Origin of the sequence: Hyphomicrobium sp., from assembly GCF_019744875.1 — a bacterium.
Classification (GTDB): Bacteria; Pseudomonadota; Alphaproteobacteria; order Rhizobiales; family Hyphomicrobiaceae; genus Hyphomicrobium_C.
The window spans coordinates 487,915-501,305 of record NZ_JAIETU010000002.1; the positions used below are offsets into that span (position 1 = coordinate 487,915).

The 13,391-nt window shown below is 66.5% G+C and carries 12 protein-coding genes; 2 read left to right on the forward strand and 10 right to left on the reverse strand.

Features of this window, described 5'->3' with window-relative positions:
* Positions 1-3: 3 nt before the first annotated feature.
* The 3 genes from K2Y42_RS02375 to K2Y42_RS02385 all read right to left on the reverse strand — a co-directional run bounded on the left by K2Y42_RS02375 (position 4) and on the right by K2Y42_RS02385 (position 3,659).
* Positions 4-1,407 carry an ATP-binding protein gene (locus K2Y42_RS02375; RefSeq protein WP_291148013.1) on the reverse strand — a complete coding sequence of 468 codons (1,404 nt, stop codon included), beginning with the start codon at positions 1,405-1,407 and terminating at the stop codon, positions 4-6.
* Entirely contained in the window at positions 1,397-2,077 is a 681-nt protein-coding gene (locus tag K2Y42_RS02380; protein WP_291148015.1) for a response regulator transcription factor, read from the reverse strand. The genes K2Y42_RS02375 and K2Y42_RS02380 overlap by 11 nt, the downstream gene beginning before the upstream one ends.
* A gap of 121 nt (positions 2,078-2,198) precedes the next feature.
* Positions 2,199-3,659 (reverse strand): Do family serine endopeptidase, encoded by a 1,461-nt coding sequence (locus K2Y42_RS02385; protein ID WP_291148017.1) that lies wholly within the window; start codon positions 3,657-3,659, stop codon positions 2,199-2,201.
* 206 nt (positions 3,660-3,865) lie between these two features.
* Between K2Y42_RS02385 and K2Y42_RS02390 the strand changes: the two genes are divergently transcribed.
* Positions 3,866-5,164 carry a peptidoglycan-binding protein gene (locus K2Y42_RS02390; protein WP_291148019.1) on the forward strand — a complete coding sequence of 433 codons (1,299 nt, stop codon included), beginning with the start codon at positions 3,866-3,868 and terminating at the stop codon, positions 5,162-5,164.
* On the opposite strand, the gene K2Y42_RS02395 is transcribed toward K2Y42_RS02390, so the two are convergent.
* From K2Y42_RS02395 to K2Y42_RS02425, 7 genes are all read right to left on the reverse strand, one after another.
* Positions 5,165-5,665 carry a cytochrome c-type biogenesis protein gene (locus K2Y42_RS02395; RefSeq protein ID WP_291148021.1) on the reverse strand — a complete coding sequence of 167 codons (501 nt, stop codon included), beginning with the start codon at positions 5,663-5,665 and terminating at the stop codon, positions 5,165-5,167.
* A gap of 8 nt (positions 5,666-5,673) precedes the next feature.
* A complete protein-coding gene (locus tag K2Y42_RS02400; protein WP_291148023.1) occupies positions 5,674-7,656 on the reverse strand; it encodes a heme lyase CcmF/NrfE family subunit in 1,983 nt (660 codons plus the stop codon).
* Between the two features lie 19 nt (positions 7,657-7,675).
* Positions 7,676-8,140, reverse strand: coding sequence for a cytochrome c maturation protein CcmE (gene ccmE, locus K2Y42_RS02405; RefSeq protein ID WP_291148025.1), 465 nt, complete (start codon positions 8,138-8,140; stop codon positions 7,676-7,678).
* Positions 8,141-8,150: 10 nt separating this feature from the next.
* Positions 8,151-9,356: a c-type cytochrome biogenesis protein CcmI gene (ccmI, locus tag K2Y42_RS02410; RefSeq protein WP_291148027.1), complete on the reverse strand. Its 1,206-nt coding sequence runs from the start codon at positions 9,354-9,356 to the stop codon at positions 8,151-8,153.
* Positions 9,357-9,550: 194 nt separating this feature from the next.
* On the reverse strand, positions 9,551-10,021 hold the full coding sequence (locus tag K2Y42_RS02415; protein WP_291148029.1) for a glycine zipper 2TM domain-containing protein: 471 nt from the start codon (positions 10,019-10,021) through the stop codon (positions 9,551-9,553).
* A gap of 175 nt (positions 10,022-10,196) precedes the next feature.
* Positions 10,197-11,570 carry a sensor histidine kinase gene (locus K2Y42_RS02420; RefSeq protein ID WP_291148031.1) on the reverse strand — a complete coding sequence of 458 codons (1,374 nt, stop codon included), beginning with the start codon at positions 11,568-11,570 and terminating at the stop codon, positions 10,197-10,199.
* Entirely contained in the window at positions 11,560-12,237 is a 678-nt protein-coding gene (locus tag K2Y42_RS02425; RefSeq protein ID WP_291148033.1) for a response regulator transcription factor, read from the reverse strand. The genes K2Y42_RS02420 and K2Y42_RS02425 overlap by 11 nt, the downstream gene beginning before the upstream one ends.
* A 193-nt stretch (positions 12,238-12,430) precedes the next feature.
* On the opposite strand from K2Y42_RS02425, the gene pip reads away from it, so the two are divergent.
* The gene (pip, locus tag K2Y42_RS02430) at positions 12,431-13,387 is read left to right on the forward strand and encodes a prolyl aminopeptidase (protein WP_291148035.1); all 957 of its coding nucleotides are present in this window, start codon (positions 12,431-12,433) and stop codon (positions 13,385-13,387) included.
* Positions 13,388-13,391 lie beyond the last annotated feature (4 nt).

A 13,391-nucleotide genomic window follows, 5' to 3' on the forward strand; every position in this document is an offset into this window, starting at 1 on the left:
CCATTATGGACTTGGCGGCGCCAGAGGCAGAGTTAGCACGACCCGGAGGCCGGGATCATTATCTTCGAGGCGAACCGCGCCCGCGTGCAGGCGCGCAACGGCCGCCACGAGACTCAAGCCGAGCCCGGTGCCCGGCTGGGTGCGGCTTTTTTCGAGGCGCACGAAACGGCGCAGCGCGCGCTCGCGATCCTTGTCCTCGATGCCCGGGCCGCGATCGGCCACGCAAATCTCTGCAAAACCGGACTTTGCGCGGGCCTTCACCGCCACCACCCTGAGTTCGAGCGGGCGGTCCATGCCGGCCGAATACTTGATCGCGTTGTCGGCGAGATTGGCCACGGCCTGCCCGATGAGCTGGCGGTTGGCGCGCACCTCGATGCCCGGCTCCGTCTCGATGTTCAGCGTCAGGCCCTGCTCCTCGGCGACGGGCTCGTAAAGCTCGGCCACGTCGTGGACCAGGCGGCCGAGATCGAACCGCTCGGCCGTTTCCTCCACGACACCCGCTTCCAGGCGCGCGATCAGCAGCAGGGCATTGAAGGTCTTGATGAGGTCGTCGGCCTTCTCGATGCTGCCTTCGAGACCTTCCCGGTAGGCGTCCGCGCCGCGCGGGTCGCGCAGCGCCGCCTCGGCGCTGTTGCGCAGGCGGTTGAGCGGCGTCTTGAGGTCGTGGGCGATGTTGTCCGACACCTCGCGCAACCCATTCATGAGCTGCTCGATGCGATCGAGCATCCCGTTGAGGCTTTGCGACAGGTCATCCAGCTCGTCCTCGCGGCCGCTCAGCGGAATGCGCCGCGAGAGATCGCCGCCCATGATGGAGCGGCTGGTCGCGTTGATCACCTCGATGCGGCTCAGCACGGAACGGCCCATGGCGAGACCGGCGATCATGGCGGCAAGAGCGAGCGCGCCGAAGCCCCACAGGAACGTGCGCTTCACACGGGCGGCGAATTCGACCTGCTCAGCGATGTCGCGGCCGATCAGCAGGCGGCGATCATGGCCGACGTCGGCGGGAATCGCGACGGCAAGGCGCTCGATGCCCGGCGCATCGCCCGCGCGCGGATAGCGGAAAACGCCGCCTGTCGGGCTCTCGGCGAGCGCGGCCGGAAACTCCGGGAGATTTCCTGCGAGCTTCTTGCCGTTGGCGTCGGTCAGCAGATAGAGGCCGGTGCCGGTTGCCGCGGCGCGCTGGCGGATCTTGTCGGCCAACGCCTCCGTGTCGAGGCCCTGAGACTCGCGGGCCAGCTCCGCCGCCTCGCCGTGCAGCTCTTCGACGACGTGATCGGTCAGAAGCGTATTGGTCTGCAGGAACAGCGCGCCGACGATGAGCGCGGACACGATCAGGAAAGCGGCCGCGCTCGCGGCGGCGAGGCGAAACGCCTGCGTTCCCATTCCGCGCGTGAGGTCAGACAGCACCGTCGCGAACCATGTATCCGGCCCCGCGCACGGTGTGCAGCAGTGGCTTGTCGAAGCCCTTGTCGATCTTGGAGCGGAGCCGCGAGACGTGCACGTCGATGACGTTGGTCTGAGGATCGAAGTGATAGTCCCAGACGTTTTCGAGCAGCATCGTGCGCGTCACGACCTGGCCGGCATTCTTCATGAGGTATTCGAGCAGGCGGTACTCGCGCGGCTGCAATTGGATCGCTTCGCCCGCGCGCGTCACGCGATGGGACAGACGATCCAGCACGAGATCGCCCACGGCGTAGCGCGTCTCCTGCTCTTCGGGAATGGCGCGGCGGGCAAGCGCCTCGATGCGGGCCAGCAGCTCCGTGTAGGCATAGGGCTTCGTCAGGTAGTCGTCGCCGCCGGCGCGCAAGCCTTTGACGCGGTCGTCGACGTCGCCCAGCGCCGAGAGGATCAGCACCGCCGTGCGGTTGCCTTCCGTGCGCAGCGTCTTGATCACCGTGAGGCCATCGAGGCGCGGCAGCATGCGGTCGACGACCAGGATGTCGTAGGTGCCGCTCTGGGCCATGGCGAGGCCAGTTTCGCCGTCGCCCGCGAGGTCGGCCGAGTGGCCGCTTTCCTTCAACGACTTCTGCAGGAACTGCGCCGTTTCGCGGTCGTCCTCGATCACCAACACGCGCATCGGTCGCGGCCTCCCAGGGATAGCGTTTGTTACGCCTCGTACGCCACTTCGAGATACATCGGGGCGGCCCGGCTCCTCAAGAGCCGCGCCGCCCCATTTTTGTCACTCACCCTCGGCGGGATCAGCTCTTCTTGAGCTGGAGGGCCACGACACGACGCTGCTCAGCCGACTTGATGTACAGCATCACTGCGCTGCGGCCCATGTCCTTGGCCTTCTTCACGCCGTCGGCGACGTCGGAAGCACCCGAGACGGACGAACCGCCAACCTCGATGATCACGTCACCGGCCTTGAGGCCCTTCTGAGCGGCATCCGAGTCCGGATCGACGTCCATGATCGAGACACCCTCGCCGCCGCGCACAGGCGCCAGCTTGAGGCCGAGCTGCTCGAGCTCGGTACCGGTCTGGTCGTCCGGCGCGCCGCCGCCCTGCTCGAGCTTGGCGATCTCGTCGCTCGAACCCGGGAACTTGCCGAGCTTGATCTTGACGTTCTCTTCCTTGTTGCCGCGCCAGACCTTCACGTCGACCGTGGTGTCGGGTGCATAGTTCGCGATCTTGCGGGCAAGGTCGCGGCTGTCGGCAATCTTCTCGGCGTTGACCGCGATGATCGCATCCTGAACCTTGAGGCCCGAGCTCATCGCGGGACCGTTCGGGGTGATCTCGTTCACGAGTGCGCCCTTCGGCTCGCTGAGGCCGATGGCTGCCGCCGTGTCCTCATCGACGTTCTGGATCTTCACACCCAGCCAGCCGCGGCTCACGGTGCCGCTCTTCTTGAGCTGATCGATCACCTCGGTGGCCGTCACGGCCGGGACCGCGAACGCGATGCCGACGTTACCGCCCGACGGGCTGAAGATCGCGGTGTTCACGCCGAGCACTTCGCCCGACAGGTTGAACGTCGGGCCACCGGAGTTGCCCTTGTTCACGGCCGCGTCGATCTGGAGGAAGTCATAGGGGCCGGAGCCGATGTCGCGGCCGAGCGCCGAGACGATGCCTGCCGTCACCGTGCCGCCGAGGCCGAACGGATTGCCGACGGCCAGTGCCCAGTCGCCCACGCGGGCGGGCTTGGCGGCAAACTTGACGGCCGGGAACGACTTGCCGTTCGCCTTGATCTTCAGAAGCGCAATATCGGTGCGCGGGTCGGTGCCGACCAACTCGGCGTCAAGCTTCTCCTGATCGTCGAAGCTGACCTGGATCTTGTTGGCGCCGTCGATGACGTGATTGTTGGTCACGACGTAGCCGTCGGTCGAAATGATGAAGCCGGAGCCCTGCGCCTGCGTCGGGCGCTGCTGCTGCGGCGCGTTGCGGAACTCCTTCGGCAGGTTCTTGAAGAAGTCATAGAAGGGGCTGTCCTCGGGAATGTCCGGGAAGCCTTCCGGCAAACCGTTCTTGCCCGTCTTGCCCGCGGTCTTGCCGCCGCCGGCGACGACGGAGATGGAGACCACCGAAGGCTTCACCTTCTCGATCACGTCGGCGAAGCTCAGGGGAGCGCGTCCGAACGGCGTCTCGACGCTGGGGGCGTCGGGTGCGAGCTGAGCATAAGACGGCGTGGCCGTCATGACGCCGCTCAGGAGGGCCGCAGAAACCATGGCCGAGACGGTCGCCTGAGCAAGGCGGCTTCCCCCGACCCGAGCCGGCTTTGGCCCAATCTTTGCTCCGGTCTGAGCTGGGGACATCACGTCACCGGAATTAAGCATTCAAGTCCTCCGCTTTCAAAAGCGATGCAGTTGTTGTCGATCGCAGAGGTAGACCGTCCGGCCTTACGGCTGCCTTTCGGGTACGTTAAGAGTTGGTAATGAGGGATTTTATTCACTTCGCGAGCCGCCGATCGGAGGGGGATGCACCGCGTCCGGCCCCTCGCCTGCGGGCTGCGATCGCACTCATTCTCGCGGGCCTCGCCGCGACTGGCGCGCAGGCCGAACCGATTGGCAGGGCGCGCTTTCTGTCCGAAAATGAGACCGGCACGCTTGCGCGCCCGGTCGCCGTTTTCGGCACCGACGACCGGCTTGCCTTACCCGCCGACAAGGACGCGCTGACGAAGTCCATCGGCCTTCTCTACGACACCCGCTCGCATTCGGTTTGCACCGCCTTCTGCGTCGGCGACGACGTGATCGCGACCGCCGGGCACTGCCTCTTCCGCACGGCCGACGAGCGCCCGCTCCGGCTGAAGGGATTTCAGTTCCGGTTGCAGCCGCGCAATGCGCCGCCCCAGTCCTCGCCGATCGCAGGCTCGGGGCGCAACGCGGAAGCCCAGCACGTGGCCAACGGATCGCAGAAGCTGCGCGTGCGTCCACCCATCGACGCGGCGGCCGATTGGGCGCTCGTGCGGCTCATGAAGCCGGTGTGCAAAGGGCATGCGCTCGCGATCAGCCGCCAGCCCGAAGACGAGCTGATCAAGCTCTCTGCGGCGCAGCGCGTCTATCAGGTCGCCTACCATCGCGATTTCGGAAACTGGGATCTGGCGCTCGGGGCGCCCTGCGCCATTCGCCGCTCGTTCAACGGCGCGGACTGGTCGGCGATCTCGAAGGACTTCGTGGATGCGGCCCACGTCATCCTGCACACGTGCGACACGGGCGGGGCTTCGTCCGGCTCGCCGATGCTGATCGACGGGCCATCGGGGCCGGAGGTGATCGGCATCAACGTCGGGACGTACCTGCAGTCGCGCGTGCTGACGCAGCACGGCGAGGTGGTGCACCGCTACAAATCAGAGACGGTGGCCAACACGGGCGTTGCGGCGGGCGCATTCCGCGACACGCTCGATGCGCTGGCGCGTGCGGACATTCTCGCCGCGCGCACCGAGATCATGGAGTTGCAGACGCTGCTCGCGGCGGCCGGCTATGACGCGGGCCCACGCGACGGCGTCTACGGCGGGCGGCTCAACACGGCCATCCGCGCGTTCGAGCGCGCCGAGGGGCGCAAGGAAACGGGGCTTGCCACGACGGTGCTGCTGCGCCGGCTCAACGCGCTCGATGCGGAGCGGCGCGGGAAATCGCCGGGCGTTCGCGCGCGCCCGCCCAACGTCGAAACGGGCAGCGTCGGCTCGCATGACGTCACCAACGACATCATGGGGCGCACGCCGCGCGTGCCGCGCTAGCTAGCTTTTCTTGGTGTCGTCGTCGCTCATCAGCGTATCGAGCGCGGCGCGCTCTTCCGCCGAGAGATCCGGCGCGCTCGACGGAACTGCCGCGTCGCGCGGGCGGAAGCTCGTCCAGAGGATGCCGGCCGCGGCGAGCATCGCAATCAACGGCATGAACCACAGCAGCAGCGTCTCGGCCGAGAACGGCGGCTTCAGAAGCACGAACTCGCCATAGCGGGCGACGATGAAATCGCGCACCTGCTGATCGCTGTCGCCGGCCGTCAGGCGCTCGCGCACCAGCACACGGAGATCGTGGGCGAGCGGCGCATCGGAATCGTCGATCGACTGATTCTGGCAGACCAGGCAGCGAAGGCCGCCTGAAATCTCGCGCGCGCGGTGCTCGAGCGCCTTGTCGGGCAGGATCTCCTGCGGCGTGACCGCGTGTGCTTGGCCGGCGGAGACGGCGGCTCCGATCGCGAATGCGGCGAGCAAAGCATAGCGTGTGCGAGTTCGTGCCATGCGCGCCTTCATTCTGCGGGAACGGCAACCGGGGCCCGCCCGGCGCGGCGCGGCGCGCCAACCCGCAAGCGCCGGTCGGAAAGCGAGATCGCGCCGCCGAGGAACATGATGAGCGTGCCGATCCAGATGCAGCGCACGAGCGGGTGGAAATAGAACCGCACCGCGAATGCGCCGTCCGGCTGCTGGTCGCCCAGCACGGCGTAGAGATCTCCGGTCCAGGCGGCATAGATGCCGGCTTCGCTGGTCGGCTGGGGCGGCGCGTCGTAGAGGCGCTTCGAGGGTTCGAGGTGCGTCACCGGCGCGCCGTTGCGCGTGACGTCGAAGGCGCCGATGGTTTCCGTATAGTTCGGTCCCTTGGACGGCGCGGCACCGCGGAAGGTGAGCGCGTAGCCCGCAATCTCCTTCGTCTCGCCGGGGCGCATCAGGAGGATCTCTTCGCTCTTGTAGCCCGTCGTGCCGACGATGCCGCATACCATCAGGCCGACGCCGAAGTGTGCCAGCATCGTGCCGAAGGCCGAGCGGGGGAGATTGGTCAAGCGGCGCACGGATTCATTCAGCGGCACGCTTCCGAGCTTGATGCGGAAGGCCGTCTCCGACAGCGCGCCCGCCATCACCCAGACGCCGATGGCAAAGCCGAACGGCGCGAGCCACGGCCCGCGCTCCGTCACCGCGAAGGCCGCCACGAAGACCACGATGGAGAGAAGCCCGGCCGCGACCAGCCGCTCGAGGGCGGCTGCGATGTCGGCGCGCTTCCAGGCCATCAGGGGGCCGAACGGCAACGCCAGCAGCAACGGGATCATGAGCGGCACGAACGTCATGTTGAAGTACGGCGCGCCGACGGAAATCTTCGCGCCCGTCAGAGATTCGAGCGCGAGCGGATAGAGCGTGCCGACGAGAACGGTGACGCAGGCGATCGTCAGCAGCACGTTGTTGAGCACGAGGCTGCCTTCCCGCGAGATCGGCGAGAAGACGCCGCCCTGCGCGAGATCGCGTGCGCGCAGCGCAAACAGCGCCAAGCCGCCGCCGGTGAACAGCACCATGATGGCCAGCACGAACACGCCGCGCTCCGGATCGACGGCGAAGGCGTGGACCGACGAGAGCACGCCCGAGCGCACGAGGAACGTGCCCATGAGAGAGAGCGAGAACGTGAGGATGGCGAGCAGGATCGTCCAGACCTTGAGGGCCTCGCGCTTTTCCATCACGAGGGCCGAGTGCAGAAGCGCGGTTCCCGCGAGCCACGGCATGAACGATGCGTTCTCGACCGGGTCCCAGAACCACCAGCCGCCCCAGCCGAGCTCGTAGTAGGCCCACCAGGAGCCCATCGCGATGCCGATCGTGAGGCACATCCAGGCGAGCAGTGTCCACGGGCGCACCCAGCGCGCCCAGGCCGCATCGGTACGTCCTTCGATCAACGCAGCAATAGCGAACGAGAACGCGAGCGAGAATCCGACGTAGCCCATGTAGAGAAACGGCGGGTGGAAGGCGAGCGCGGGGTCCTGCAGGATCGGGTTCAGGCCGCGGCCATCGAACGGAGCCGGATCCAGGCGTTCGAACGGGTTCGACGTCAGCAGGATGAACAGCAGGAACGCGACGGCAATCGAGCTCTGCACGGAGAGCACGTTGGCCTTGAGGCTCGCGGGCAGATTGCGCCCGAACAGCGCCACCGCCGCGCCGAAGATGGCGAGGATGAGCACCCAGAGCACCATCGAGCCCTCATGGTTCCCCCAGACGCCCGAGATGCGATAGATCAGCGGCTTCGACGAATGCGAGTTGGCTGCCACGTTGGCGACGGAAAAATCCGACGTGACGTAGGCGTACATCAGAGACAGGAACGCGATCAGCACGAGGGCGACCTGCGCCACGGCCGCCGGCGCGCCAAACGCCATCAGGCGCTCATCGCGCATGTGCGCGCCCCAGGCGGGCACGATCATCTGCGCCACCGCGACCAGCAGCGCCAGGATCAGCGCGAAGTGTCCGAACTCGATGATCACGACGGCAACCTCGCTCGCGTCATTGCGTGACCGCTTCGGGATGGGTTGCCCCTTCGCCGAGCTTCACGCCCTTCTCCTGCAACGCCTTGGCAACCTCGGGCGGCATGTAAGTCTCGTCGTGCTTGGCGAGCACGGTGTCGGCCACGAAGTGCCCGTCTGGCCCGAGCGTGCCTTCGGTCACAACGCCCTGCCCCTCACGAAACAGATCCGGCAGAATGCCCTCATAGCTCACGGGCACGGCCTGCAGCGTGTCGGTGACGGAGAACTGCACCTTCGTTCCCTGCCCGCGCACGACGGAACCGGCCTTGACGAGGCCGCCGAGGCGGAAGCGCATGCCGGGCGCGATCTTGTGCTCGGCGACATCGGTCGGCGTGTGGAAGAAAACCACCGACTGGCGGAACGCGAACATCATCAGAATGGCGGCCACCGACAGCAGGCCCACTCCCAAACCGATCACAAGTCCGCGCCGTTGTTTCCTCGTCATGCGTCTCGTCTCATTCCTTTGTCGGCAGGCTCAGGGCCTGCTCGGCTTTATCGATTTCGGCGAGCGCTGCCGTCTCGGTCGCGAAATGGGTACGAGCGGACTTCAGCGCGCCGCGCGCTTCGTCATCCTTGCCCAGCACCTTATAGGCGCGCGCGAGGCGGAGCCATCCGTCGAGATCCTTACCGTCTTTTTCGAGGCGGTCGGCCAGCCGTCCGACCATCGAGGCAATAAAGGCATCGCGCTCGGCGGGCGACATCTTTGCGATGTCGGGGGGAGCGTCGCCCTGAGATGCGCCGGGCGTCTGAGGTTGAGAGGGGGCGGCGGCGGCGGGCGCGGCGGCAGACGGCTTGGGCTCGTCCGGCACGCCCGCGATCCTCTTTTCGACCAGCGCCAGCCGATCGGACACGGCCTTGCGCCACGGTGCGTCGGCGGCGCTCTTCGTCAGGATGTCGCGATATTCGGCGGCGGCGGCCTGAAGATCGCCGTCCTGCTCCTTGGCGAGCGCCAGCCAAACACGGACCTCGATCCTGCTCGGCTCGAGTTCGAGAATGCGGAGCGTCGCGCGGCGGACAGGCTCGGTCACGATGCCGTTCTCCGCCATCAGCGTCGCCTCGGCAAAGCCGGTCAGGCGGCGCACGGTCTCGCCTTCGAGGCGATTGGCCTCCGCAAAGGCGTGCGCGGCGTCCGCAAAGCGGCCGAGACGCAGATAGACGGGCGCGATTGCGTTCCAGCCCTTACCGTCCTGCGGATCCTCCCTGAGACGGGCCTCGACCCGCTGGATGAGCTCGACAATCCCGGCCGCCTGGTTTGCATCAGGGATGTCTTTGCTCTGGCGCTCGGCAAAGGGGCGCGCCGGAAGTTGCGGCGAGCCCGTGAACACGTAGAGGCCGATGGCGAGCACGGGCAACGCGATGGCAACGGCAGTGTAGATGGTGCGGGCTCGGGCGGGATCGGAGGGGGCCGCGGGGCCGGCATCCGGCCCGGCGTTCGCGCGCTTGATGAGACGGCGCGCAACTTCCGCGCGGGCACCTTCGACGTCGCTGTCGCCGATCAGGCCGCGTTCGCGTTCCGCTTCGAGTTCGCGGAGCTGATCGCGATAGACCGCGAGGTCGGCTTCAGCGGGCGCAACGGCTCCGTTGCCGCCAGCGCGGAGCGGGCGAAGAAGCATCGCGACCACGGCCGCCGTCAAAAATGCAAAGCAAAGCCAAAGGAGCATTTGAAGCCTTGTCGCCTAAGTGTCCCGGTTCAATAGGGGGTGAGACTTGGGCCGACAAGAGGCGCAGGGCCGTTTGGGCGCGCCGCTAAGGTCGCACACAGCCTTAAATGTCGTGCGGCGCAATCATTATGCTGCGCCGCAACGATAACAATCTGAAGGTGATCGGGAGGGTATGGCCCCCGTTAATGTCAGCGTTAGCTGACATTGCTCCAAGTGCCGTCGGGATTGCGGCAGGCGGTGCCGCGCATCGACTGGGGCTGGCCGTTAATGTAGATCTTGTGGGTGTAGTCGCGGCAGTCGATGGCGCCGCGCTTGTAGGGCCGGCTCGGCACAACTTCACCGTAGCGGCCGTTGTCGGGGTTGCGCCACTGACGGGAAACACCCGACTGGCCACGCTCCAGCGCTTCGAACTCGGCATCCTGTGCGAGACGGCGGTCCTGTGCATCGAGCGAGCGGCCGATTTCGCTGCCGACGATGCCGCCAACCACGGCGCCGAGGGCGGTCGCTGCGATGTTGCCCGTGCCCTTGCCGACCTGGTTGCCGAGAATGCCGCCGGCTACGGCGCCAACGACCATGCCCGTGTCAGCCTTGTTCGGACCTTCCCCGCTGCAGCCGACGAGGCCGATCGAGACGATCAAAATTGCGGTAGCGCAAAGAGAGCGCATGAAGATCCCCGTGTTTGCCCGAGAGCACATCTCGGCCTCAGCACTGCCGAGCTAAACTCCACACGCCCAAACACTGCCTAGAATGTTGACTCGACTTCAAGCACATCCGCCCCTCGGTTTCTACGGGGAATCAGGCGGAAATTCGGCACTTATCACCGAAAAAGCGCCGTCACTTTCACGCGGCGGGAAGCGTGATCTCGACCTGCAACCCACCAAGCGGCGAGCGCGCCAGTTGCAGACTGCCTAGATAGGATTGAACAAGATCTGTCACAATCGAGAGGCCAAGTCCCGAGCCGGGCTTGCTTTCGTCGAGACGCACGCCCCGCTTGCCGATCCTGGCCCGCTGGTCGGCGGAGAGACCCGGGCCGTCGTCGTCGATGAAAATCGAGAGGCGGGCGCGCCCGGTTCGGGCCGGGCCGGGGGTCACTTTCACGCTGACGCGCGATTTCGCCCATTTGCAGGCGTTGTCGGACACATTCCCCAGAATCTCCTCTAGATCCTGCCGTTCGCCCGCGAACCGGACGCCGGGGGGGCACTCGATGCTGACCGAGATGTTCCGCTCGCGGTGGATTCGCTCGAGCGCACGGGCCAGGGGCTCCAGCACCTCGTGCACGGGCGTCGCGCGGCCGATCACGCCCACCTGGGCAGCCACACGCGCACGATCCAGATAGTGCGTGACCTGGTCGCGCATGATCGCGGCCTGCTCTGCGATCTTCGTCCCGAACGGCCCCTTGTCCTCGCGCGCCTCGTTGGTGATCACCGCGAGCGGCGTCTTCAGCGCATGGGCGAGGTTTCCGACCTGCGTGCGGGCGCGGTCGATGATCTCCTGATTGGATTCGATCAGCGCGTTCAGCTCCTGCTGCAGCGGCTCGATCTCGGCCGGCAACGCGCCTTCGAGCTTCGTGGCGCGCCCCGAGCGGACCTCGGCCAACCCCTGCTCGATACGCCGCAAGGGCAGCAGCCCGAAGCGGACCTGGAAGAGCGTCACGGCCACGAGCCCGACGCCGGTGAGGAACAACGCAATCGAAAGGCGCGTCATGAAGTTGGCGAGACGGCTGTCGAGCCAATCGATGGGGCCCGCGACGATGACCGAATAGCGCGGTCCCTTGCCGAGCGGATCGGGACCGTCGATCACCTCGACCATGCGGATGCCTTCGTGCGCGGGGCCGACGGCGTTCATCCAGCGGGCGCCGTCTTCGTCCGCCTTGACCTTGCGTTCAATGGGGAGATCGATTGCGGCATCACCCAGCGAGACCGAGCGCAGCGGCGGGCCGCCGGTCGGATCGAGCGGCTTGATCTGCCAGTACCAGCCCGAGCGGGGATCCTCGAAGAGGGGCTCGTAGCGGTTCTTGGGCGCGATGGGCTGGCCGCCGCTGCCCATGCTGTCGATGGCGATGGAGTTGACCAGCTTTTCGAGGCGCGCGTCGAACGCGGTCTGCAGGTCGTCGCGGTAAAGCTGATAGATGATGAAGCCGGCGATCGGCAGCACAAGCAGCACCCACCCCGCCGACGTCGCGAGCAGCCGGAACGCGAGAGACTTAAACTTCATTGTCGCCGTCGCCGCGGCTCATGCGGTAGCCGAGACCGCGCACGGTTTCGATGGCGTCGTCGGGCAGCTTCTTGCGCAGACGGCCGATGAACACCTCGATGGTGTTGCTGTCGCGGTCGAAGTCCTGATCGTACAGGTGCTCGACGAGCTCGGTGCGCGAGACGACGCGCCCGCCGTGGTGCATCAGATACGACAGCAGGCGGTATTCGTGGGAGGTGAGCTTGATCTGCTGGCCGTCGCAGGTGACGCGCGAGCTCTTGGTGTCGAGGCGGATGGGACCGCATTCGATTTCGCTCTTGGCGTGCCCCGAGGCGCGGCGCACCTGGGCGCGCACGCGCGCGAGTAGCTCTTCCATGTGGAAGGGCTTGGCGAGATAGTCGTCGGCGCCCGCGTCCATGCCGGAGACCTTGTCGCTCCACCGGTCGCGGGCGGTGAGCAGAATGACCGGCATGTTGCGGGCGGTGCGGCGCCACTGCTCCAGCACCGAGATGCCGTCCATTTTCGGCAGGCCGATATCGAGAATGACGACATCGTATGGCTCGGTATCGCCGAGGAAATGCCCCTCCTCGCCGTCGAACGCGGCGTCCACCGCATAGCCGGCGCCGGTCAGCGCGACATTGAGTTGCCGGTTCAAGTCTTTATCGTCTTCAACGACGAGTATTCTCACGGGGTTCGTCTCTCGAAGGCTGCCTCGGGATTGCGAGGGCTCCGAGTATAGAGGGGCGAGAGAGCGGAGCCTAGGCCGTGTCCGCACAAACCCCTAACCGCCCGGCAAATCTCTGCCAATACTGCCGAGACTGCCCCAGCGGCCCTCCCGTCATGGCGCGCTGTTTCCTCACCCTCGAACGTGGAGCCCGTCCATGCCGGAGCAGTTCCCGCCCATCGAACCCTACGCAAGCGGGTGGCTCGACGTTGGCAGTGGGCACGAGGTGTACTGGGAGAGTTGCGGGGCTCCGGACGGCAAGCCCGCGCTCTTTCTGCATGGCGGTCCCGGGTCTGGCTGTTCGCCCGGTCAGCGTCGCTTCTTCGATCCGAGCCTCTATCGCGCGGTGCTGTTCGACCAACGCGGTTCGGGGCGCAGCCGGCCGCTCGCGAGCGAGCCCGATGCCGACCTCGGCGCCAACACCACCGCTCACCTTATCGCCGACATCGAGATGTTGCGCGAGAGGCTGGGTGTGGATCGCTGGACCATTCTCGGCCTGTCCTGGGGCACCACGCTCGGCCTGGCCTATGCGCAGGCGCATCCCCATCGTGTGACGGCGATGGTGCTGGGGTTCGTCACGACGACCTCGCGCCGCGAGGTGCAATGGATCACGGAGGATGTCGGGCGCATCTTTCCACGCGAGTGGGAGCAGTTTGCGAGCGCCGTTCCCGGCCACTTGCGCCAACGCCGGCTCGTCGATGCTTATGCCGCCCTGCTCGCCGATCCCGACCCTGCCGTTCGCGATCGCGCGGCAATCGCGTGGTGCGCGTGGGAAGATGCTCACGTCTCGCTCACGCCTGGGCATACGCCAGATCGGCGCTATCAGGACCCGCCGTTCCGCCTGCGGTTCGCGCGCCTCGTGACGCACTATTGGCGCCACGCCGCGTTCCTTGAAGAGAACCAACTGATCCGGGATGCCGCCAGTTTGAACGGCATCCCGGGCGTGTTGATCCACGGGCGCTACGATGTCAGCGGACCCTTGGTGACCGCGTGGGATTTGTCGCGCCGCTGGACGACCAGCCGGCTGCACATCCTCGACGACGCCGGACACGGCGGGGGCAACGACTTCATGCCCCTCGTGCTCGGTGCGTTGAGAGAATTTGCAGCGCTCTGATCAG

Excerpts from the sequence above, each read along its gene's own strand:
- K2Y42_RS02395 (WP_291148021.1), bottom strand. The coding sequence starts at position 5,665 with ATGGCACGAACTCGCACACGCTATGCTTTGCTCGCCGCATTCGCGATC.
- K2Y42_RS02415 (WP_291148029.1), bottom strand. The coding sequence starts at position 10,021 with ATGCGCTCTCTTTGCGCTACCGCAATTTTGATCGTCTCGATCGGCCTC.
- K2Y42_RS02420 (WP_291148031.1), bottom strand. The coding sequence starts at position 11,570 with ATGAAGTTTAAGTCTCTCGCGTTCCGGCTGCTCGCGACGTCGGCGGGG.
- K2Y42_RS02390 (WP_291148019.1), top strand. The coding sequence starts at position 3,866 with ATGAGGGATTTTATTCACTTCGCGAGCCGCCGATCGGAGGGGGATGCA.
- ccmE (WP_291148025.1), bottom strand. The coding sequence starts at position 8,140 with ATGACGAGGAAACAACGGCGCGGACTTGTGATCGGTTTGGGAGTGGGC.
- K2Y42_RS02380 (WP_291148015.1), bottom strand. The coding sequence starts at position 2,077 with ATGCGCGTGTTGGTGATCGAGGACGACCGCGAAACGGCGCAGTTCCTG.
- K2Y42_RS02385 (WP_291148017.1), bottom strand. The coding sequence starts at position 3,659 with ATGGTTTCTGCGGCCCTCCTGAGCGGCGTCATGACGGCCACGCCGTCT.
- ccmI (WP_291148027.1), bottom strand. The coding sequence starts at position 9,356 with ATGCTCCTTTGGCTTTGCTTTGCATTTTTGACGGCGGCCGTGGTCGCG.
- pip (WP_291148035.1), top strand. The coding sequence starts at position 12,431 with ATGCCGGAGCAGTTCCCGCCCATCGAACCCTACGCAAGCGGGTGGCTC.